General features: G+C 75.8%; 15 protein-coding genes, 1 pseudogene and 2 riboswitches. Of the genes and pseudogenes, 5 read left to right on the top strand and 11 right to left on the bottom strand.

Translation table 11 applies throughout. The annotated features are described in order from the left end of the window. Nucleotides 1-3 precede the first annotated feature (3 nt). Genes cobN through D7318_RS27350 form a run of 4 tightly spaced genes read left to right on the top strand, consistent with a single transcriptional unit; the run spans nucleotide 4 to nucleotide 6528 of the window. The gene (cobN, locus tag D7318_RS27335; RefSeq protein ID WP_120699898.1) at nucleotides 4-3615 is read left to right on the top strand and encodes a cobaltochelatase subunit CobN; all 3612 of its coding nucleotides are present in this window, start codon (nucleotides 4-6) and stop codon (nucleotides 3613-3615) included. After that, entirely contained in the window at nucleotides 3612-4331 is a 720-nt protein-coding gene (gene cobF, locus D7318_RS27340) for a precorrin-6A synthase (deacetylating) (RefSeq protein ID WP_120699899.1), read from the top strand. The genes cobN and cobF overlap by 4 nt, the downstream gene beginning before the upstream one ends. Beyond that, nucleotides 4328-5812, top strand: a complete 1485-nt coding sequence (locus D7318_RS27345) for a cobyric acid synthase (RefSeq protein ID WP_456243340.1) — start codon at nucleotides 4328-4330, stop codon at nucleotides 5810-5812. The genes cobF and D7318_RS27345 overlap by 4 nt, the downstream gene beginning before the upstream one ends. Continuing rightward, entirely contained in the window at nucleotides 5809-6528 is a 720-nt protein-coding gene (locus tag D7318_RS27350) for a cobalt-precorrin-6A reductase (protein WP_120699901.1), read from the top strand. The genes D7318_RS27345 and D7318_RS27350 overlap by 4 nt, the downstream gene beginning before the upstream one ends. Nucleotides 6529-6538: 10 nt before the next feature. Here D7318_RS27350 and D7318_RS27355 read toward each other — a convergent pair whose 3' ends face one another. Genes D7318_RS27355 through D7318_RS27370 form a run of 4 tightly spaced genes read right to left on the bottom strand, consistent with a single transcriptional unit; the run spans nucleotide 6539 to nucleotide 12656 of the window. Continuing rightward, nucleotides 6539-7492 carry a cobalamin biosynthesis protein gene (locus D7318_RS27355; protein ID WP_120699902.1) on the bottom strand — a complete coding sequence of 318 codons (954 nt, stop codon included), beginning with the start codon at nucleotides 7490-7492 and terminating at the stop codon, nucleotides 6539-6541. A gap of 13 nt (nucleotides 7493-7505) precedes the next feature. Beyond that, entirely contained in the window at nucleotides 7506-9965 is a 2460-nt protein-coding gene (locus tag D7318_RS34830; protein WP_220729829.1) for a cobyrinate a,c-diamide synthase, read from the bottom strand. After that, a complete protein-coding gene (gene cobO, locus D7318_RS27365; RefSeq protein WP_120699903.1) occupies nucleotides 9955-10569 on the bottom strand; it encodes a cob(I)yrinic acid a,c-diamide adenosyltransferase in 615 nt (204 codons plus the stop codon). The genes D7318_RS34830 and cobO overlap by 11 nt, the downstream gene beginning before the upstream one ends. Continuing rightward, complete coding sequence (locus D7318_RS27370; RefSeq protein ID WP_220729831.1) at nucleotides 10569-12656, bottom strand: VWA domain-containing protein; 2088 nt, start codon at nucleotides 12654-12656, stop codon at nucleotides 10569-10571. Before D7318_RS27370 ends, cobO begins: the two co-directional genes overlap by 1 nt. Before the next feature lie 27 nt (nucleotides 12657-12683). Then, nucleotides 12684-12825, bottom strand: a riboswitch (cobalamin riboswitch). A 55-nt stretch (nucleotides 12826-12880) separates the two neighbouring features. Here D7318_RS27370 and cbiE point away from each other — a divergent pair. Further along, entirely contained in the window at nucleotides 12881-14128 is a 1248-nt protein-coding gene (cbiE, locus tag D7318_RS27375; RefSeq protein ID WP_120699904.1) for a precorrin-6y C5,15-methyltransferase (decarboxylating) subunit CbiE, read from the top strand. Here cbiE and D7318_RS27380 read toward each other — a convergent pair. The 7 genes and pseudogenes from D7318_RS27380 to D7318_RS35035 all read right to left on the bottom strand — a co-directional run. Next, nucleotides 14097-14924 carry a cobalt-precorrin-4/precorrin-4 C(11)-methyltransferase gene (locus D7318_RS27380; RefSeq protein WP_120699905.1) on the bottom strand — a complete coding sequence of 276 codons (828 nt, stop codon included), beginning with the start codon at nucleotides 14922-14924 and terminating at the stop codon, nucleotides 14097-14099. The two genes, cbiE and D7318_RS27380, sit on opposite strands and share 32 nt — an antisense overlap. Next, on the bottom strand, nucleotides 14921-16450 hold the full coding sequence (locus D7318_RS27385; protein WP_120699906.1) for a precorrin-2 C(20)-methyltransferase: 1530 nt from the start codon (nucleotides 16448-16450) through the stop codon (nucleotides 14921-14923). The genes D7318_RS27380 and D7318_RS27385 overlap by 4 nt, the downstream gene beginning before the upstream one ends. Beyond that, nucleotides 16447-17112: a precorrin-8X methylmutase gene (locus tag D7318_RS27390; protein WP_120699907.1), complete on the bottom strand. Its 666-nt coding sequence runs from the start codon at nucleotides 17110-17112 to the stop codon at nucleotides 16447-16449. Before D7318_RS27390 ends, D7318_RS27385 begins: the two co-directional genes overlap by 4 nt. Continuing rightward, the gene (locus tag D7318_RS27395; RefSeq protein ID WP_220729833.1) at nucleotides 17109-17975 is read right to left on the bottom strand and encodes a hypothetical protein; all 867 of its coding nucleotides are present in this window, start codon (nucleotides 17973-17975) and stop codon (nucleotides 17109-17111) included. The genes D7318_RS27390 and D7318_RS27395 overlap by 4 nt, the downstream gene beginning before the upstream one ends. A gap of 57 nt (nucleotides 17976-18032) precedes the next feature. Continuing rightward, nucleotides 18033-18217, bottom strand: a riboswitch (cobalamin riboswitch). 78 nt (nucleotides 18218-18295) lie between these two features. Further along, nucleotides 18296-19234, bottom strand: coding sequence for a zinc-binding dehydrogenase (locus D7318_RS27400; protein WP_120699908.1), 939 nt, complete (start codon nucleotides 19232-19234; stop codon nucleotides 18296-18298). A 263-nt stretch (nucleotides 19235-19497) separates the two neighbouring features. Next, entirely contained in the window at nucleotides 19498-20058 is a 561-nt protein-coding gene (locus D7318_RS27405) for an acyl-CoA-like ligand-binding transcription factor (protein WP_120699909.1), read from the bottom strand. A 150-nt stretch (nucleotides 20059-20208) separates the two neighbouring features. Then, nucleotides 20209-20657 (bottom strand): annotated as a pseudogene (locus D7318_RS35035) (hypothetical protein); the annotation flags it as partial.

Raw genomic sequence — 20657 nt, forward strand, 5'->3', positions numbered from 1 at the left:
GCGATGGCCGAGCCCGCCAAGCGCATCGCGCTGCTGTCCACGTCCGACACCGACCTGCTCTCCGCCCGCGCCAGCGGCGCGCCCTGGCGGTGGGCCAACCCGACACGGGGCGGCGACGCCGATCGGGTCGCCGCCCTCGCCGACGCCGATCTCGTCGTCGTCCGGCTCCTCGGCTCCCCGGATGACCTGTGGCCCGGGCTCGGGGGCGTCCGTGAGCGGGGCACCCCCCTGGTGATCCTGGGCGGCGAACAGCAGCCGAACGCCGAGCTGATGGAGCGCTCCACCGTGCCGATCGGCGTCGCGGCCGAGGCCCATCGTTACCTGGCGGAGGGCGGCCCCGCCAATCTGGCCGAGCTGCACGCGTTCCTGTCCGACACGGTGCTGCTGACCGGCGAGGGCTTCGCGCCGCCCGCCCCGATCCCCGCGTGGGGGTACGCCGCACGGCCCACGGTGCCGGAGCGGGGGCTCCCCCGGGTCGGCGTGCTGTACTACCGCGCCCACGAGGCCAGCGGCAACACCGCCTTCGCCCACGCGCTCGCCGACGCGATCGACGCGACGGGGCAGGCCGTCGGGGTGCCGGTCTTCGCGGGCTCCCTGCGCGCGGCGCCCGAAAGCCTCTACGCCGCGCTCGGCACCCTCGACGCCCTGGTCGTCACCGTGCTGGCCGCCGGGGGCACCGTGCCGTCGGCCGCGAGCGCGGGGGGCGACGACGAGGCGTGGGACGTGCGGCGGATGGCGGCGCTCGACATACCCGTGCTCCAGGGGCTGTGCCTCACATCGAGCCGCGCCGAGTGGGAGGCGTCGAACGACGGGGTCACGCCGCTCGACTCGGCCGCCCAGATCGCCATTCCGGAGTTCGACGGCCGGATCATCACCGCGCCGTTCTCCTTCAAGGAGTTCGACGCCGACGGGCTGCCCCGCTACGTCGCCGACGCCGAGCGCTGCGACCGGGTCGCCCGCGTCGCCGTCAACCACGCCCGCCTGCGGTCGACGCCCAACCGGGACAAGCGGATCGCCGTCGTGCTCTCGGCGTATCCGACCAAGCACGCGCGCATCGGCAACGCCGTCGGCCTCGACACCCCCGTCTCGGCCGTCCGCCTGCTGCGCCAGCTGCGGGACGACGGCTACGACCTGGGCACGGACAACGCCGTGGTCCGCGTCCTCGACGCCGCCCGCACCGAGACCGAGGCGGGCGACGCCCTCATCCACGCCCTCGTCGCCGCGGGCGGCCAGGACGAGGAGTGGCTGACGTCCGCGCAGCTGACCGACGCCCATGTCCGCATCGGCGCGGCCGAGTACGAGGCCTGGACCCGCGACCTGCCCGCCGGGCTGCGCGACGCGATGGCCGAGGCGTGGGGTCAGGCCCCCGGCGGCCTGTTCGTCAACGACGCGGGCGAGCTCGTGCTGGCCACCCTGTCCGCGGGGAACGTCGTCCTGCTGATCCAGCCCCCGCGCGGCTTCGGCGAGAACCCCGTCGCGATCTACCACGACCCCGACCTGCCGCCGAGCCACCACTACCTCGGCGCCTACCGCTGGCTGGAGCACGGCTTCGGCGCCCACGCCGTCGTGCACCTCGGCAAGCACGGCTCGCTGGAGTGGCTGCCGGGCAAGAACGCCGCGCTCTCGGCCGCGTGCGCGACCGACGCGGCGCTCGGCGGCCTGCCGCTGATCTACCCGTTCCTGGTCAACGACCCGGGCGAGGGCGCGCAGGCCAAGCGCAGGGCCCACGCCACGATCGTCGACCACCTCGTGCCGCCGATGGCCAGGGCGGAGACCTACGGCGACATCGCCAGGCTCGAGCAGCTGCTCGACGAGCACGCCAACATCGCGGCGATGGACCCGGGGAAGCTGCCCGCGGTGCGCGGCGAGATCTGGACGCTGATGCAGGCCGCGCAGCTGCACCGCGACCTCGGCCTCGAAGAGCGCCCCGAGGACGACGCGTTCGACGACTTCCTCCTGCATGTCGACGGCTGGCTGTGCGAGATCAAGGACGCCCAGATCCGCGACGGCCTGCACATCCTCGGCGAGGCCCCGACCGGCGCGGCCCGCGTCGGCCTCGTGCTCGCGATCCTGCGCGCGACCCAGGTGTGGGGCGGCGTGGGCGACGCCGTTCCGGGGCTGCGCGCCGCGCTCGGGCTCAAGGACGCCGCCGCGGCCGACACGGCTGAGGTCGACGCGTTCGAGGCCAGGGCCCGCGCGCTGGTCGAGGGGATGGAGGCGGCCGACTGGGACCCGGCGGCCGCGGCCGCGCTCCACGACGCGGCGGAGGTGCGGCGGGTGCTCGAGTTCGCCGCCGAACAGGTCGTGCCACGGCTGGCTCGCACGACCGACGAGTTGGCCGCCGTCCGGCACGCGCTCGACGGCGGCTTCGTCCCCGCGGGGCCCTCGGGTTCGCCGTTGCGCGGCCTGGTGAACGTGCTCCCGACCGGGCGGAACTTCTACACCGTCGACCCCCGCGCGGTGCCCTCGCGCCTCGCGTGGCAGGCGGGTCAGGCGATGGCGGACTCGCTGGTCCGGCGCTACCGGGAGGAGACGGGCGACTATCCGCGGTCCGTCGGCCTGTCCGTGTGGGGCACGTCCGCCATGCGCACCTCGGGGGACGACATCGCCGAGGTCCTCGCGCTCCTGGGGGTGCGCCCCGAGTGGGACGCCGAGTCGCGCCGGGTCGGCCGACTCGCCGTCGTCCCCCTCGACGAGCTGGGCCGCCCCCGCATCGACGTGACCGTGCGCATCTCCGGGTTCTTCCGCGACGCGTTCCCGCACGCCGTCGCGATGCTCGACGACGCGGTCCGCCTGGTCGCCGCGCTCGACGAGCCGGACGAGCGGAACTTCGTGCGGGCCCACGCCAGGGCCGACCTCGCACGGCACGGCGACGAACGCCGGGCGACCACGCGCGTCTTCGGCTCACGGCCCGGCAGTTACGGGGCGGGGATCCTCCAGGCCATCGAGTCGGGGTCGTGGCGCGACGACCACGACCTGGCCGAGGTCTACACGGCGTGGGGCGGGTTCGCCTACGGGCGCGGCCTCGACGGCGCCCCCGCCGCCGACGACATGCGCGCCGCCTACCGCAGGATCAAGGTCGCGGCCAAGAACGTCGACAGCCTCGAGCACGACATCGCCGACTCCGACGACTACTTCCAGTACCACGGCGGCATGATCGCGACCGTCCGCGCCCTCACCGGCACCGACCCCAAGGCGTATGTCGGGGACTCCACCTCGCCGGACGCGGTGCGCACCCGCACCCTGGCCGAGGAGACCTCCCGCGTCTTCAGGGCCCGCGTGGTGAACCCCCGGTGGATCGCGGCGATGCGGCGGCACGGCTACAAGGGCGCGTTCGAGCTGGCCGCCACGGTCGACTACCTGTACGGCTTCGACGCCACCGCGGGCGTCGTGCACGACGGCATGTACGAGGCGCTGGCCCGGGAGTACGTCCTCGACGAGACGAACCAGCGGTTTCTGCGGCAGTCCAACCCCTGGGCCCTGCGCGGCATCGTCGAGCGGCTCCACGAGGCGGCCGAGCGCGGCCTGTGGGCGGAGCCCGACCCCGGCCTGCTGGCCGCGATGCGGCAGGTCTACCTGGAGGTCGAGGGCGACCTCGAGGAGGACGAGCGGTGAGGATCCGGGTGCTCGGCTTCGGCATGGGTCCGCAGCATGTGACGCCCGAGGTCGCCGAGGCGCTGCGCGGGACCGACTACGTGCTGGCGCCGTGGAAGTCAGGGCAGGACGGGCTCCTCGCCGTCCGGCGCGCGATCTGCGAGCGGTACGGCGTCGAGCTCGTCGCGGTCCCCGACCCCCCGCGCGACCGCGACGACCCGGCCGACTACCCGGCGGCGGTCGCCTCCTGGCACGACGCCAGGGCGGCCGCGTACGAGCGGGTGCTGGCGCGCCGCCGCGGCACCGCGGGCTTCCTCGTGTGGGGCGACCCTTCGCTCTACGACTCGACGATCCGCGTGGTCGGGCGGCTCGCCGACCGCCTGGAGGCCGCCTGGGACGTGCTGCCGGGGATCAGCGCGCCCCACCTGCTCGCCGCCCGGCACCGGATCGTGCTGCACGAGGTCGGCAGGCCCGTCCACATGACCACGGCGCGCCGACTGCGCGAGGCCGTCGAGGGCGGGCAGGACAACATCGTCGTGCTCCTCGGCGGCGGTCCTGACCTGCCGGGTCTCGCGGACTGGAGGATCTGGTGGGGCGCCAACCTCGGCGCCCCGGGCGAGGAGCTGGTGCGAGGCCGCGTCGGCGATGTCATGGCCGAGCTGGCGGCGGCCCGCGCACGGGCCAGGGCCGCCGCGGGCTGGGTCATGGACGTCCAGCTGCTGCGCCGGGCGCGCTGATGGCCGGGCTCCTGGTCGCGGGCGCCACATCGGACGCGGGGAAGAGCGTCGTGACGACGGGGCTGTGCCGCGCGTTCGCCCGCCGTGGCGTGCGGGTGGCCCCGTACAAGGCGCAGAACATGTCCAACAACTCGATGGTCTGCCAGGGCCCCGACGGGCGGCCCGCCGAGATCGGCCGCGCCCAGTGGGTGCAGGCGCTCGCCGCGCGCGTGCGCCCCGAGCCCGCCATGAACCCGGTGCTCCTCAAGCCGGGCGGCGAACGGCGCAGCCACGTCGTGCTGCTCGGGCACCCGGCCGGTGAGGTCTCCGCCCGGGACTTCGCCACGGGCCGTCGGCACCTCGCCGAGGCCGCGCACGGCGCGTACGACGACCTGGCCGCGCGGCACGACGTGGTCGTGGCCGAGGGCGCGGGCTCGCCCGCCGAGATCAACCTGCGGGCGAGCGACTACGTGAACATGGGGCTCGCCCGGCACGCCGCGCTGCCCACCTTCGTCGTCGGCGACATCGACCGGGGCGGCGTCTTCGCGGCCCTGTACGGAACGGTGGGGCTGCTGGACGCGGCCGACCAGGCGCTCATCGCGGGCTTCGTGGTGAACAGGTTCAGGGGCGACGGCGACCTGCTCCGCCCCGGGCTCGCCGACCTGGAACGCCTGACAGGGCGGCGGGTGTTCGGCGTTCTGCCGTGGGCGCCCGGGCTCTGGCTCGACTCGGAGGACTCCCTCGACCTGGCGGGCCGCCGCTCGGCCCGGGACGGCGCGCGGCGCGTCGTGGTCGTCAGGCTCCCGAGGATCAGCAATGCCACCGACGTGGACGCGCTCGGTCTCGAGCCCGACCTCGACGTCGTGTTCGCCTCCGATCCGCGGGACGTCGCCGATGCCGACCTGCTGGTGCTGCCCGGCACCCGCGCGACGCTCGCCGACCTGGCCTGGCTGCGGGCCCGCGGCCTGGACCGCGCCGTCGTCGAGCACGCCCGCAGGGGCAAGCCGCTGCTCGGGATCTGCGGCGGCTTCCAACTGCTCGGCCGCCGCGTCTCCGACCCCCATGGCGTGGAGGGGGCGGCGGGCTCGGACGTCGAGGGGCTCGGACTGCTCGCCGCGCGCACCGAGTTCGCCGAGGCCAAGACGTTGCGGCTGCCGAGGGGGACGGCGCTCGGCGTGCGGGCCTCGGGCTACGAGATCCACCACGGCCGTGTCACGACCGGCGGCTCGGACCCGGACTTCCTCGGCGGCGTCCGGGCGGGCAACGTCTTCGGAACGTTGTGGCACGGTGCCTTCGAGGGCGACGCGCTGCGCTCGGCGTTCCTGGCCGAGACGCTCGGCCTGGCCCCTTCGGGGGTGAGCTTCGCGGCGGCCCGCGAGCGCCGGATCGAGCTGATCGCGGACCTGGTCGAGCGGCACCTCGACGTCGACGCGCTGCTGGCGCTGGCCCGTGTGGGGGCGCCCCCCGGGCTGCCGGTCCTGGCCCCCGGGGGCGGGGCATGAGGCTGCTGCTGCTCGGCGGCACCTCGGAGGCCCGCGCGCTCGCGGCGCTCCTCGTCGACGAGGGCGTCGACGTCACGACGTCCCTGGCGGGCCGCGTGACGCGGCCACGGCTGCCCGTCGGGCGGGTCCGCGTCGGGGGCTTCGGCGGTGTCGCGGGGCTGCGCGCCGCGCTCGCGGGGTATGACGCGGTCGTCGACGCCACCCATCCGTTCGCCGTGGGCATGACCGCCAACGCGGCGGCCGCCTGCACCGATGTGCCCCTGCTGCGCCTCGAAAGGCCCGGGTGGCGGCCGAGGCCGGGGTGGACATGGGTCGACACGCACGAGGGGGCCGCCGGGGCGGCGGCGGCGCTCGGCGCTCGCCCGTTCCTGACGGTGGGCCGCCAGGAGCTGGCCCGCTTCGTGCCCGCGCTCGCCCACTCCCCCGTCCTCGCCCGCGTGGTGGACCGCCCGGCCCTGCCCCTGCCCGAGCGGTGGCGGCTGGTCACCAGCCGTGGGCCCTACCACCTGGACGCGGAGCTCGCGTTGATGCGCCGTCACGCGGTCGACGTGCTCGTCACCAAGGACTCGGGCGGCACCTGGACCTGGCCGAAGATGGCCGCCGCCGCGCGGCTGTCCGTGCCGGTGGTCGTCGTCCGCCGCCCGCCCGGCCCTTCGGGCGTGCCCACGGTCCAGGACGTCGGCGCGGCGGCCGCGTGGGTCGTCGGGCTGTCGTGACGGCGGCGCGTCATCGGGCGCGGCCACGGCCCCCGACGACCAGGGCGACGCCTGCCGCCACCAGGGCGGCCCCGGCGCCGACCCGGCGCGCGAGCACGACGGCCCGCGGGATGTCGGCCCGCCGGGCGGGGCGCCCGTTGCCCAGGACCGCCCGGTGCTCGGTCCTGGTGCCGTAGCGGTTGGTGCCGCCGAGGCGGACGCCGAGCGATCCGGCGAAGGCCGCCTCCACGACCCCGGCGTTCGGGCTGGGGTGGGCGGCGGCGTCCGCGCGCCACACCGCGAGCGCGGGGGCCGCGCGGGACGGCGCCGCCGCCGCGGTGAGGAGTCCGCCGAGCCGCGAGCCCGGCAGGTTGAGCAGGTCGTCGAGCCGTGCCGCGGCCCAGCCGAAGCGCGCGTACCGGGGGGAGCGGTGGCCCACCATGGCGTCGAGGGTGTTGGCGGCGCGGTGGCCGAGCAGCCCTGGCACCCCGGCGAACGCGCCCCACACGAGGGGCGCCACGACGGCGTCGGAGGTGTTCTCGGCGACGGACTCGACCACGGCCCTGGCGATGCCGGGCTCGTCGAGGGCGGCGGTGTCGCGCCCGACCAGGTGGGTGAGCCGCAGCCGCGCCGCGGGCAGGTCGCCGCGTTCGACGCGGGCGTGGACGGCGAGCGCCTCACGTTCGAGGGAACGGCCGCCGAGCACCGCCCACGTGGCGGCCGCGGTGACCACGGCGTGGGCGAGCGGGCGCCGCTCGGTGCGGCGGGCGGCGGCGTGGCCGAGCAGGACGGCTCCCACGACGAGCGTTCCCGCGTATGCCAGGCCCCTGGAGCGGCTGTCGGCGTACATCCGCCGCTCCAGGGCCGAGGCCGCCGCGCCGAAGCCCGCGACCGGGTGGTGGTGGCGTGGGTCGCCGATCAGCCGGTCGGCGGCGAAGCCGAGCAGCAGCCCGGCGGCGCGGGCGGCGGGCAGGGAGGTGTTCATGCGAGTCGTTCCCTCAGGGCGTTGCCGTGCGGGCCGCGGGGCCCACGGCGTCGAGGGCGGCGAAGAGCCGCCGCGTGCGGTCGGCCGGGCGCGCGGCGACGCGGACCCAGTCGCCGCCGAGCCCGGGGAAGGTGTCGGCCCTCCGCACGGCGATGCCGTGGGCGCGCAGCATCGGGTGCGCCCCCTCCCCGAGGCGGGCGAGGACGAACGGCGCCGCCGAGGCGACCACGTCGAAGCCCCGTCGGCCGAGCCCCTCCTCGAGGTGGCCGCGCCAGCGCGCGAGCGCGCGGGCCCGGTCGCGGCCCTCGGCCGCCGCGGCGGCCGAGCACGTGGCGACCATGGCGTCGACGGCCGTCGTCGAGACCGACCACGGCGGCTGGAGGGCGGCGAGCGCGCGGATCACCTCGGGCTCCGCGACGACGTGACCGGCGCGCACGCCGGGGATGGACCAGTGCTTGGTGAGGCTGCGGATCACGGCGACCCCGGCCAGGCGCTCCCGCACCAGCGACTCCTTCTCGTCCGGCACGGCGTCCATGAACGCCTCGTCCACGACGACAAGCCGCCACGCGCGCCTCAGGCCGTGCACCAGCTCGGCGGGGTGGAGCACGCCCGTGGGGTTGGTGGGGTTGCCGATGACGACGAGGTCCGCGTCCTCGGGCACGTCCGCGGGGTCGAGCCCGAACCCGTGCTCGGGGCGGCAGAGAACGGAGGTGACGTGGTGCCCCGCCTGTTCGAGCGCGACATGCGGCTCGGTGAACTGGGGGTGGACGACGACGGGGCGCCGCCAGGCGCGCAGGCGGGCCACCAGGGTGAACGCCTCGGCGGCACCGGCCGTGGGGAGCACCTCGCCGCGGCGGCGCCCGTGGCGTTCGGCGAGGGCGGCCCGCGCGGGCGCCGGGTCGGGGTAGTCGGCCACCCGCTCGAGGCTTCGCCGCAGCGCCCGTTCGAGCCACTCGGGCCGCCCGCCGTCGTACACGTTGACGGCGAAGTCGATCAGCCCTGGCCCCGTCTCGCGGTCGCCGTGGTGGCGCAGGGGGTCCCGCACCTGTCCGCCGTCGCCGGGATCCGGTGGGCGGGCGGCGGGAGGCGCGGCCGTGACATGCGGTGTCGCGGCGTGGACGGCATCGGCGAACCGCTGCGCGAGCCCGGGGTGACCGGCCCAGTGGACGTGCAGATACGCGGCGTGGCACGTGGGCGAGGCGAATCCCGTGGCCTCGCCGTCGATGTGCCAGGCCGGGGTGGCACCGGCCATGGGCGAGGTCAGGGTGCGGTGGAACTCATGCCCCGTGACCCGCTCCCCGGCCCGGGTGACCAGGCTGTCCGCGGCCGCCGTCGCGACGGGGTAGCGCAGGGTGAGGCGGTCGGTCATGGCGGCCTCGGTCGGCAGGACCCCGGCCATCTCGGCGCCGTCGAGGGACGCGGAGAGGTAGAGCAGCCCCGCGCACTCGGCGACGGTGGGGATGCCGCGGCTCACGGCGGCGCGCACGTCGTGCAGGAGGGCGCGATTGGCGGCGAGGTCGGCCGCGTAGACCTCGGGGAAGCCGCCGCCGAGATAGATCCCCCGGGTGTCGGGCGGGAGCGCGGTGTCGGTGAGCGGGTCGAACGTGACCACCGCGCACCCGGCCGCCGTCAGCAGCTCCTCGGTCTCGGCGTACCGGAACGTGAACGCGCGGCCGCCCGCCATGGCGACGACCGGGCGCCGTTGGCCGAACGCGCCGACCGCGACGACCTCGCGCCCTGGGCGCCAGGGCGCGGCGTCGAGGTCGGGGGCCGCGCGGGCGATGGACAGGAGCGCGTCGAGGTCGAGGTGGCGGGCGACGCGCTCGCCGAGGTGCGCGATCAGCCGCGCCGGATCGTCGCGCTCGGCGACCGGGACGAGGCCCAGGTGGCGCGAAGGGGTGGCGAGACGGTCGTCGCGGGGCAGGGCGCCGACGACGGGGAGCCCGGCGCGTTCCAACGACCGTTCGATCTCGGCGGTGTTGCGGGCCGAGCCGACCCGGTTGAGCACGACGCCCGCCACGTGGACCTCGGGCGCGTACGCGGCCATGCCCAACGCCACGGCGGCGACGGACCTGGACTGCCCCGCGACGTCCATGACGAGCACGACCGGGGTCCTGGTCACCGTGGCGACGTGCGCGGACGACGCGAAGCCGTCCGTTCCGAGCCTGCCGTCGTGCAGCCCCATCACGCCCTCGATCACGGCGACATCGGCGCCCTCGGCGCCGTGCAGCAGGAGCGGGGCGACGCGTTCCTCGCCGACGAGGTGGGGATCGAGGTTGCGGCCCGGACGCCCCGTGGCCAGGGCGTGGTACCCCGGGTCGATGTAGTCGGGGCCGACCTTGTGGCCGCTGACCTCGTGCCCCGCCGAGCGCAGGGCGGCCATCAGCCCGGTGGCGACGGTGGTCTTGCCCTGTCCCGACGAGGGGGCGGCGACCATCAGCCGGGGCAGCGGCACCCCGGGCTCACCACTCAATGCCCCGCTGCCCCTTCTGTCCCGCGTCCATCGGGTGTTTGACCTTGGTCATGTCGGTGACCAGGTCGGCGGCCTCGACCAGCCTGGGGTCGGCCCGGCGCCCGGTGATGACGACGTGCTGGTGGCCAGGCCGCTCGGCCAGCGTGCGGACGACGTCGTCGACGTCGACCCAGCCCCAGGCCATGGGGTAGGTGAACTCGTCGAGCACGAGCAGGTCGTGGGTCCCACCGGCCAGCCGGCGCTTGATCTCCGCCCATCCCTCGGCGGCGGCAGCGGCGTGGTCGTCGGCGTCGGCCCGCTTCCTGGCCCATGACCACCCCGAGCCCATCCTGTGCCACTCGACGGGGCCGCCCTCGCCGGTCTCGGCGTGCAGCCGACCGAGGCGTTCGAGGACGTCCTGCTCGCCGACGCGCCACTTGGGGGACTTGACGAACTGGAAGACCCCGATGCGCCAGCCCTGGTTCCAGCCGCGGAGCGCCAGGCCGAAGGCGGCGGTCGACTTGCCCTTGCCGTCGCCCGTGTGGACGACGACGAGGGGGCGTCGGCGCCGCTGCCGCGTCGTCAGGCCGTCGTCGGGGACGGTGGTGGGTCGGCCGCGGGGCATCAGGCCGCGCCCCTCAGGCCGCCGTCCCTCGGGCCGCCGGTGCGGTCGCGGACGCTCCCGGCGAGGACCTCGGCGCTGACCGCGGTGACGGGCAGGTGCTCGGCGCCGAGTCGGCGCGCGAGGTCGGCGGCCAGGCCGAGCCGCAGCGGGCCGGTCTCGCCGTCGATGACCACGGAGGTGACGCCGAGGGCGGCGACGTGCTCCGCCGCCAGGCGTGACCGGGCGACCGCGTCGGGTCCGCCCGTGGCCCGGCCGTCGGTGACGACGACGAGCAGGGGGCGGAGGCGCGGGTCGCGGAGCCGCTCACGGCGCAGGATCGCGGCGGCCTCGACGAGGCCCTCGGCCAGCGGGGTCCTGCCGCCGGCCGGCAGCTCGTCGAGGCGGCGGGCGGCGATCTCGACCGAGTGGGTCGGCGGCAGGACGAGCTCGGCGCGCCGCCCTCTGAAGGTGACAAGACCGACCTTGTCCCGACGGCGGTAGGCGTCGAGCAGGAGCGAGAGGACCGCGGTCTTGACCTGGGTCATGCGCTTGCGCGCGGCCATGGACCCCGACGCGTCGACGCAGAACAGCACGAGGTTGGCCTCGCGGCCCTCGCGGACGGCGTGCCGCAGGTCCTCCGCGCGCAGCGGGATACGGCCCCCGGCCGGTCCGCGCGCGGGCCCGGCGGCGGCCGCGGCGCGCAGGGTCTCCACGAGGTGGAGGGAGCCGGACGCACCGTCGGCGGGGCGCGCGCCGATCCGGGTGCCGATCCCGGCGAGCGCCCGGCTGCGGCGCCCGGCCGCGCCCTCGCCGAGCCCGCGGACGGTCAGCAGCCTGGGCCGGTAGGGCGCCGCGGCGGACACGGCCGTGGGGCCCGCGTCCGGGTCGGGGGCGGTGGGGGCCGCCGGGGCGCCGGGCGCGTCATGGTCAGGGGCGGGGGCGCGTTCGGCCGCGGGCGCCTCGTCGGGCGGCCCGCTCGCCTCGTCGGGCCCCGGCGTCCCCGGCCGTTCGGGCGGCCCTGAGGGCCCGGGGCCGTCGGGGGACTCGGGTCCTTCGGGCGGTCCGGGGGGAGGCTCGGCGTCGCCGAGCAGCCGGTCGAGGAGGTCCTCGTCGAGGCCCGGGGCGTCGAACGGCTTGCGGCGCCGACGGTGCGGCAGCGTGAGGATCGCGGCCCGCCTGATGTCCGCGCGGGTCACCTCGTCGCGGCCCTCCCACGCGGCGTGGGCGACGGCGGCGCGGGCGGTGACGATGTCGGCGCGCAGCCCGTCGACCTCGAACGCGGCGCACACCTCGGCGATCTTGAGCAGCGCGGGCTCTCCCAGGCGGACCTTCCCGGCCCGTTCGCGCGCCGCCGCGATCCGCTCCGTGAGCGCGGCGTCGGCCGCCAGGTAGCGTTCGGTGAACGCGCCGGGATCGGCGTCGTAGGCGATCCGCCGCCGCACCACCTCGGCGCGCCGCCGCGGGTCGCGCGGGGCCGTGATCTCGACGGTCAGCCCGAACCGGTCGAGCAACTGCGGCCGCAGCTCGCCCTCTTCGGGGTTCATCGTGCCGATGAGCACGAACCTGGCGGCGTACTCGACGGAGACGCCGTCCCGTTCGACGGTGGCGCGGCCCATCGCGGCGGCGTCGAGCAGCAGATCGACGAGGTGGTCGTGGAGCAGGTTGACCTCGTCGACGTAGAGGACGCCGCGGTGGGCGCGGGCGAGCAGGCCCGGCTCGTACTCGACCTTGCCGTGCGTCAGCGCGCGTTCCAGGTGCAGCGAGCCGAGGACGCGGTCCTCGGTGGCGCCGATGGGCAGCTCGACGAGCCTGACGGGCCGGGTCTCGGTGGCGGCGTCCACGGGGAAGGGGCCGTCGGGCGAGGCGCCCGCCGGGTCGTGCGGGTCGGTGGAGAAACGGTCCCCCGCCACGACGTCGATGGGCGGCAGCACGGCGGCCAGGGCGCGCACCGCGGTCGACTTGGCGGTGCCCTTCTCGCCGCGGACCAGGACGCCGCCTATCTCGGGGGAGACGGTGGTGAGGACGAGCGCGAGACCCATGTCGTCGAGCCCGTCGGGGTGTTCGGGGTCACAGCCGAGGACCGCGGAAAAGGGGTAGTGCGCTGGCATGTGAGGCTCCCGCTCGCTTCGCCATCGTCAAGTGCGAGGCGCAAGGCCGGTCTTCGGACTTGCCGGGTCCCTGCTCTCATGAGCGGGCTCGGTTCACCGCAGCGGGCCTGTGCCGGAGTCTCACCGGCTTCCCAGATTCTCCCCGCCGGCCTTCCCCACCGTTTCCGATGGCTGGGCCGTTGGGGCACCTTGTGCCTTCGGCGTTCACGATAGCGTCTCGTCCCATGGTGGACGCCATGGGAGGGGCCACGGGCCCGAGGGGCAGAGCGCGGATCACGGTGGTCGGCATCGGCGCGGACGGCTGGGAGGGGATGCCCGAGCGGCTGCGCGCCGTCGTGCGGAACGCCGGTGTCCTCCTGGGCGGCAGCAGGCACCTGGGTCTTGTGCCGCCCGTGGCGGGACAGCGGCGCGAGACATGGCCCTCGCCGCTGCGGGAGCGACTGCCCGCCCTGCTCGGCTCGTTGGGCACCGCGCCGGTGGCCGCCCTGGCCTCGGGTGACCCGATGGTGTCGGGCATCGGCACGACCCTGGTGGAGGTGCTGGGCGCCGACGCCGTCCTGATCGAGCCCGCGGTCTCCTCCGTGGCGCTGGCGCGGGCCCGGATGGGCTGGTCGGCCGAGAGCAGCGAGGTCGTCACGCTCGTAGGCCGCGACGCGCGCCTGTTGCTGCGCTCGCTCGCCCCCGGCCACCGCGTCCTGGTGCTCTCCCCCGACCGGGCCGCCCCCGGCGTGGTGGCGCGCCTCCTGGTCGACGCGGGGTACGGCGGGAGCGCGATGACGGTGCTCGGCGACCTCGGCGCGGACACGGAGTCGCGCGCGGAGCTGACGGCGAGCGCGTGGCTGGGCGAACGGGCGCCCGGCGTACCGGCGTTGCACGTGCTGGCGCTCGACCTCCGCGGTCCTGGCGTCAGTTGGGCGACCGGGCTGCCGGACGAGGCGTACGAACACGACGGCCAGCTCACCCGGCGCGACCTGCGCGCGGCGGCGCTCGCGCGGCTCGCACCCGCTCCGGGGGCGCACCTGTGGGACGTGGGCGCGGGGGCCGGGTCGGTCGGCATCGAGTGGCTGCGCACCCATCCCACGTGCCGGGCCAGCGCGGTCGAGTCCGCCCCGGAGCGGGCGGCGCGCATCCGGCGGAACGCGGGGCGTCTCGGCGTTCCCACGCTCACCGTGGTGGAGGGCTCGGCGCCCGAGGCGCTCGCGGGCCTGCCGACCCCTGACGCGGTCTTCGTGGGCGGCGGGGCGACCAGGGCGGGGGTCGTCGACGCCTGCCTCGGTGCGCTGCGCCCCGGCGGGCGCCTTGTGGTGCACGGGGTGACGCTGGAGACCGAGCGGGTGCTCGCCGACGCCTACCGGCTCCACGGCGGCGAGCTGTCCAGGGTGGCCGTGGAGAGCGCCGCGCCGCTCGGCACGTTCACGGGCTGGACCCCGGCGCGGACCGTCACCCAGTGGTTCGTGACGCGCCGTCCGTGAGGTCGTCGGGGCGCCCGGGGCCGTCCTGGCCGCCGGGTCCGCGGGCGCCGGTGCGGTCCCTCGAGCGGTCGTAGAGGTACGACTCGCCCCCGTCGTTCGCCAGTGCCCACCCGACGAGCACGACGGCGGCCTGGCGCAGCCCGGCCCGCTCGACGGCGCCCGCGATGGTGGCGACGGTGCCGTGGAGCACCAACTCCCCCGGCTGGCTCGCCCGGTGGACCACCACGACGGGGCAGTCGCCTCCGTAGTCGGGCTCGATCTCGTCCATCAGCGCGCGGACGCGACGGATCGCCAGGTGCAGCACGAGCGACGCCCTGGTCGCGGCGAACCGGCCGAGCGACTCGCTCTCCGGCATCGCGGTCGAACGCGCCCGCGTGCGGGTGAGGACCACCGACTGGGCGACGAGCGGAACGGTCAGCTCCCTGCCGACGCGCGCCGCCGCGGCGGCGTACGCGGGGACGCCCGGCGTCACGTCCCAGGCGACGCCCGCGGCGGAGAGTCTGCGGGTCTGCTCCGCGAGCGCGGAGTAGAGGGAGGGGTCGCCCGACACCAGGCGGACGACCCGCAGGCCCGCGGCGGCCCCGCGGACCAGGCGGTCCACGATCCGGTCGAGATCGAGGCCCTGGGTGTCGACCAGCTCGGCCGCCGGGGCGCAGTGGGCGAGCGCCTCGGGATCCAGGTAGGTGCCCGGGTAGAGGACCAGGTCGGCCTCGGCGATGAGGCGGGTCGCGCGGACCGTGAGCAGATCGGCGGCGCCGGGGCCCGCGCCGACGAAGTGGACGGTGTGGAAGGTCATGACGCGACCCACCTGGGCGTCCAGACCCGGCCCGACGGGGTGACGCGGGTGGTGGAGGCGCCGACGATGAGCAGGCACCTCATGTCGATGGTGCCGGGGTCGAGCGCGCCCAGGGTCGTGACGGTGAGGGCCTCGTCGGCGCGGCCGATGTCGCGGCCGACGACGACGACCGTGTCGGGCTCGCGGTGCTCCAGCAGAACGCGCCGCGCCACGGCGATCTGGGTGGCGCGCGAGCGGGACGCGGGGTTGTAGACGGCGAGGACCAGGTCGGCCTCGGCGATGGCGCGCAGGCGGCGTTCGACGACCGCCCAGGGCTTGAGCCGGTCGGACAGGGAGACGACGGCGAAGTCCGCGCCGACCGGCGCCCCGGCCCGCGCCGCGACCGCCTGCACGGCGCTGACGCCCGGCAGGACGCGGATGGGCACGTCGGCGTAGGCGGGGTCGTCGGCCGCCTCGAAGACGGCGGCGGCCATCCCGAAGACCCCGGAGTCGCCGCCGGAGACGACGGCGGCCTTCTCGCCGTTCCTGGCCAGGTCGAGGGCGAACCTGGCGCGGTCGACCTCGGCGGTGTTCCCCGACGCGTGCCGCGCGAGCCCGGCGCGCCGTGGCACGCGGTCGACGTAGGCGCGGTAGCCGACCACGTGGTCGACCGTGGCGAGCGCCGCGGTCGCCTCGGGGGTGAGCCACTGCTCGGGGCCTGGGCCGAGGCCGACCACGAGCAGCTCGGCGGGCGCCGAGGGCGCCGCGTCGGCCCGTGCGGGGGGCGCCGCGGTCCGCGTGCGGGAGCGGCGGCCGTTGCGGCTGTCGCCGGTGACGAGGATGAGGGAGAAGTAGGGGACGGTGTCAGGGTCGACCTCGCTGACCGGCAGCAGGCGCTCGCCCGGCATCGAGGCCCGTTCGACGTAGAGCGCGTGGTCGAGCCGCCCGGCGGTGGCCAGGGCGCGGCGAACGGCGGGGAAGGTGCGGCCGAGCTTCATGATGACGGCGCCGTCCGTGTCCGCGAGACGGCGGGCGAGCTCCGCCTCCGGCAGCGTGCCGGGCAGCACGGTGAGCACGTCCGTCTGCCGCACCAGCGGGGACCCGGCGGCCACGCTGGCCGCCGCGAAGGCCGGGACGCCCGGCACGATCTCGGCGGCGTAGCGCTCCGCGAGCCGGTCGTGCATGTACATGTACGAGCCGTAGAACAGCGGGTCGCCCTCCGCCAGCAGGACAACGGTCCGCCCCGCGTCGAGGTGCGCCGCGAGCCGCGCCGCCGCGTCCTCGTAGAAGTCGGCCAGGGCGCCCTCGTAGCCGAGTGGGTGGTCGGTGGTGCCGACGGTCACGGGGTAGACGAGCTCCTCCTCGACGGCCGTCGCGGGGATCAGGTCGCGGGCGATGCGGCGGGCGTTGGACCGTTTCCCTGTGCCGGAGTGGTAGGCGACGACGTCGGCCGCGGCGATGAGGCGCGCGGCCTTGAGCGTGATCAGCTCGGGATCGCCTGGACCGACGCCGACCCCGTAGAAGCGGCCCGTTCTCGCGTCGTTCACTCCGCCTCCCGCGCCAGGGCGTTGAGGGCCGACGAGGTCATGGCCGAGCCGCCCCTGCGGCCGCGCACGGTCACATAGGGGATCTCGATGCCGTGGTCCGCGGCGAGGTCGGCCAGGGCCTGCTTGGACTCGGCCGCGCCGACGAAACCGACCGGGCACCCGATGATCGCGGCGGGCCTCGGCGCGCCGTCGACGAGCATCTCCAGCAGGTGGAAGAGCGCGGTGGGGGCGTTGCCTATCGCCACGACGGCGCCCTCGAGCCGGGGCTCCCACAGCGACACCGCCGCCGCGCTCCGCGTGGTCGACCAGGCGCGGGCGAGCGCGCGCACCCGCGGGTCGTTCAGGGCGCAGACCACGTCGTTGCGGGCGGGCAGCCTGTTCGCGGTGACGCCGGCGGCGACCATCGTGGCGTCGCACAGGATCGGCGCGCCCGCCTCGAGCGCCTTCCGCGCGGCCCCGACGAGTCGGGGGTGGACGACGAGGTCGGCCACCAGGTCGACCTGGCCGCTGCCGTGGATCATGCGGACGGCGAGCCTCTCGGCGTCGTCGGGAAGCCCGTCGAGGCGCGCCTCGCGCCGGATGGTCGCGAAGGAGTCGACATAGATCTCGGGACCGTTGTCGACATAGTCGTAGTGGCGCCGCGGGCGGCGGGGAACGCTCATCGCAGGGCCTCGGGCGCGGGTACCAGGACGCCGTGCCAGGGCGTGACGACCAGCTCGACGCCGGTGGCCAGCAGCTCGTCCGCCAGGCCGCGGGTCAGCGCGCCGTCGGCGACCTCGACGTGCCGCCCGCCGGGGACGTCGCCGTACGGGAGGGGCGCGGTCGCGGGCGGCAGACCGGGGTCGGGCGCCACGGGCGCGACCAGGGGAACGGCCAGCTCGCGCACGTGCCACGGCGCGGCGGGCCCCTCCCCCCTGGCCCGCAGGAAGGCGAGGGCGAGGTCGGTGAGCGCGCCGACGGCGTCGCCCAGGGGCGTCACGGGGCCCCAGCCGTCGCCGATCCGCAGCTGCGCCGTCGTGCCGTTCAACGCCACAAGCCCCAGGTCGCACGGCCTGTCGACGAGGTCGCCGCGGCCGTCGTCGAGCACGAAGAGGAAACGCCCGGGGAGGTGGGCGATCCTGGCGCGGGCGAGCAGCGCGGCGTCGAGCTCGGCCGCAGCGCCGCGCAGGTCGGCGCGCCCACCGGCGAGACCGGTCCCCGGCGAGACCATGACGTTGCGCACCAGCTCGTGCGACCGCGAAGGCAGCAGCCCGGTCGCCTCGACCGCCGCCAGCACCTCGGGGGCGAGTGCGCCGCCGTCCGAAGGCAGGCCGCGCACCTGGACGTTGGCGCGCGAGGTGAGGTGGATCCGCCCGTCGCCCCACCGTTCGCTCAACGCCAGCAGCGCGCGCAGCCCGCGGGCGGGCAGTCGGCCGCCGACCAGCCGCAGTCGGACCAGCAGCCCGTCGTCGGCGGGCCAGGGACGCAGCGCGCCGGGGCACCGGTCGGGTCGGCCGCGCACGGCATGAGGGGTCAGCACGGACACGTAATCGGTCCTTCGAGGTCAGGGGCGCATACGCGGGGCCCGCGGTCGACCTGGCGGCGGTCGCCGCTAGGGCCAGCAGGTCTTCGGACTCGGGATCATCCGGTGCGCGGCGCCTTCCCGGAGCGGCTCGCCCCAGTGGCATGTCGCCACGCCCGTCCCCCTCACCGCTGCGCGTCAGTCCCGGACTCTCACCGGATTCCCTGACTCCACGGGGGAGCTCGACTGGCCGGATCAGCCTACGACGCGACGGCACGGGCGCGACAAGGGGGTTTCCCACCCATGGCACGCCGCGACGGGCGTTCGCCGACCGGGGCCGGGCCTCAGGGGGTCACGGCGACGGCGCGTCCGTCGATCTGGCCGTCGCGGAGCTTGCCGAGGTATTCGGGGATCTGCTCGAAGGCGATCGGCGTGATCCTGGAGCGGATCTTGCCCTGGGCGATGAGGTCGAGCACGGCCTCGCACTCGGCCTTCTCCCCGTTGGAGGCGCCGACCAGGGTGATCTCCTTGAGGATGATCTTCTGCATCGACAGGGTCGCGGACTCGCGGGCCATCCCGATCTGCACGACCCGGCCGCCGTGGCGGATGGCGTCGATGGCGGAGGCCGTGGTGGTGCCGAATCCGGCGAAGTCGATGATCACGTCGAGCTGGGCGTCCTCGAAGTCACGGATGTCGGCGGACATGCCCGCCGGTCCGAAGTCCTGGATGTTCGGCCGGACTGCTTCGTTGATCTCGGCCACGTACACCTGCGCGCCGAAGGCCCGAGCGATCTGCGCGCCGAGTGAGCCCAGTCCGCCGAAGCCGATGACGCCGACCTTCATCCCCTCCTCGACGCGGCCGAAGGTCCGCACGGCCCGGTAGGCGGTGCGCGCCGCGTCGGTGGCCGGTGCGGCCTGCTCGAAGCTGACCGCGTCGGGGATGCGGACGACGAGCCGTTCTTCGACGCGTACCTTCTCGGCGAAGCCGCCGTCGACGGCGGTGCCGGGGCCCTCCGTCGTGGCGGGGATGCCGACGCGGTCACCGATGGCGAAGGAGTCCACGTCGCTGCCGATCGCGGAGACGATGCCCGCGGTCTCGTGGCCGAGGACGATGGGGACGGATCCGAGGAGCGCGGTGATGGTGCCGTCCACGAAGCTGACGTCACTGTGGCACAGACCCGCCGCCTTCACGTCCACCACGATCTCGTCGGGGCCGGGCCGGGGATCCGCCAGGTCGACCAGACGCAACGGCTCGTCGACGCCGGTGAACTGCCATGCCTTCATGGGGTGGTGCCTTTCGTCCTTGTCGGGTGGTGCCGGTGTCACGGGTGTCCCCGAGGGGGCGTCGAACGAGCGGACCCGCGGCCCCCGATGCCCTCCCCCGCGCGTACGGGGGCCTCACCGGCACCCAGAGATTTATGGTACTCCGTCCTACAAATATGTCCGGCACATACGCCCGGCGCGAGGCACCACACAGGGCGAGGTGGGAGGGCGGGCCGAAGCCCTGGTCACAGGGGCGGGCAGAGCACGCGCGTCGGGTCGGGGGCTCAGTCAGGATCCGCGGAGGGCAACGGGCGGAGCAGGGCGGCAACGCGCCCCATGTCCTGGTCGAGGTGAGCGATGAAGGCGTCACGGTGCCGATCGTCGCGCCAGGCGCGAAGCTGGGCGACGAAGCCGCCGTGGAACGCGCCCGCGACCGCCAGCGGGATCACCGCGTCCGGCGCGCAGCCCATGTGCCCCGCGATGTGCTCGGCGATGACGCGCTTCCACCGCTCCCAGTGCCGGTGGGACTCCGCCTGCAACTCGGCGACCGTGTCCAGGAGCTGGAACCGCTCCAGCCAGACCGGGCTGTCCCGGACCGCCGCCCGGGTGGACTCCACGACGGCCGCCCGCACCGTGTCGAGCGCGTCGGCGTCAGCGGCCGCCCCGGCGATCGCCGCGGCCAGGCGTTCGATCGTGGTGTCGAACGCGTACCAGATGACCCCGGGCTTCGAGCCGAAGTAGCGGAAGAAGGTGGTCCTGCTGATGCCCGCGGCGGAGACGATCGAGGCGACGGTGACGTTCTCGTAGCCGTCGCGCCGCATCAGCGCGAGGGCCGCCGACTCCACGTCCTCGCGCGTACTGGCGCGAGGACGCCCCCTCCCCCGCCGCCCCGGCTCCTGCGACACGCGGAGGAGTCTAACGTCGCGCGTTCGCGGAGTACGGGGCGCCCGGCAGGTGATCGGGTCGGCGAAGGGCCCCGCTGACCGGCAAGGGATTCACCGCAGTGTCGACCGGTCGGTGGGTGCCAGCCGCAGCCGTCGCGGGGGCCCGGCCCACCGTTCCGCAAGGGTCGGCAGCACCTCATCGCGCCAGCGTTGCGCGTGCCGCAGGCGATCCAGGTGGTCGTCGACGTGCCCTTCGTCGGCGAAGCGCGCGAACCACACGAACGCCTCCTTCTTCTCCCGCACCGGGAGCGCGGGGAAGGTGTTCGGGGCGTGCTCCGACCGCAGGTACGCCAGCGGCTCGCCGCCGGTCTCGGCCAGCACGGGTCGCACGCGCTCCTCGAAGAACGCGACGAACGGCGCGTCGAACGGGCCGTGGCCATCGGGTCGTTGGCCGCGAACACGGCGGTGGGCGGCTCCGGCAGCCCCATGAGCCGACGGCAGCCGTCGAAGCCCGACGTCGGCGTGTGGTCGCCGACCACGGTGAGGCCGTCGTCGACCGG

Source organism: Streptomyces radicis, from assembly GCF_003626575.1.
Classification (GTDB): domain Bacteria; phylum Actinomycetota; class Actinomycetes; order Streptomycetales; family Streptomycetaceae; genus Streptomyces; species Streptomyces radicis.

What these genes read in the sequence shown, in the direction of transcription:
- cobN (WP_120699898.1), top strand. Translation starts at nt 4, where the DNA reads ATGGCCGAGCCCGCCAAGCGCATCGCGCTGCTGTCCACGTCCGACACC.
- D7318_RS27350 (WP_120699901.1), top strand. Translation starts at nt 5,809, where the DNA reads ATGAGGCTGCTGCTGCTCGGCGGCACCTCGGAGGCCCGCGCGCTCGCG.
- D7318_RS27355 (WP_120699902.1), bottom strand. Translation starts at nt 7,492, where the DNA reads ATGAACACCTCCCTGCCCGCCGCCCGCGCCGCCGGGCTGCTGCTCGGC.
- cobO (WP_120699903.1), bottom strand. Translation starts at nt 10,569, where the DNA reads ATGCCCCGCGGCCGACCCACCACCGTCCCCGACGACGGCCTGACGACG.
- D7318_RS27370 (WP_220729831.1), bottom strand. Translation starts at nt 12,656, where the DNA reads ATGCCAGCGCACTACCCCTTTTCCGCGGTCCTCGGCTGTGACCCCGAA.
- cbiE (WP_120699904.1), top strand. Translation starts at nt 12,881, where the DNA reads ATGGTGGACGCCATGGGAGGGGCCACGGGCCCGAGGGGCAGAGCGCGG.
- D7318_RS27380 (WP_120699905.1), bottom strand. Translation starts at nt 14,924, where the DNA reads ATGACCTTCCACACCGTCCACTTCGTCGGCGCGGGCCCCGGCGCCGCC.
- D7318_RS27390 (WP_120699907.1), bottom strand. Translation starts at nt 17,112, where the DNA reads ATGAGCGTTCCCCGCCGCCCGCGGCGCCACTACGACTATGTCGACAAC.
- D7318_RS27400 (WP_120699908.1), bottom strand. Translation starts at nt 19,234, where the DNA reads ATGAAGGCATGGCAGTTCACCGGCGTCGACGAGCCGTTGCGTCTGGTC.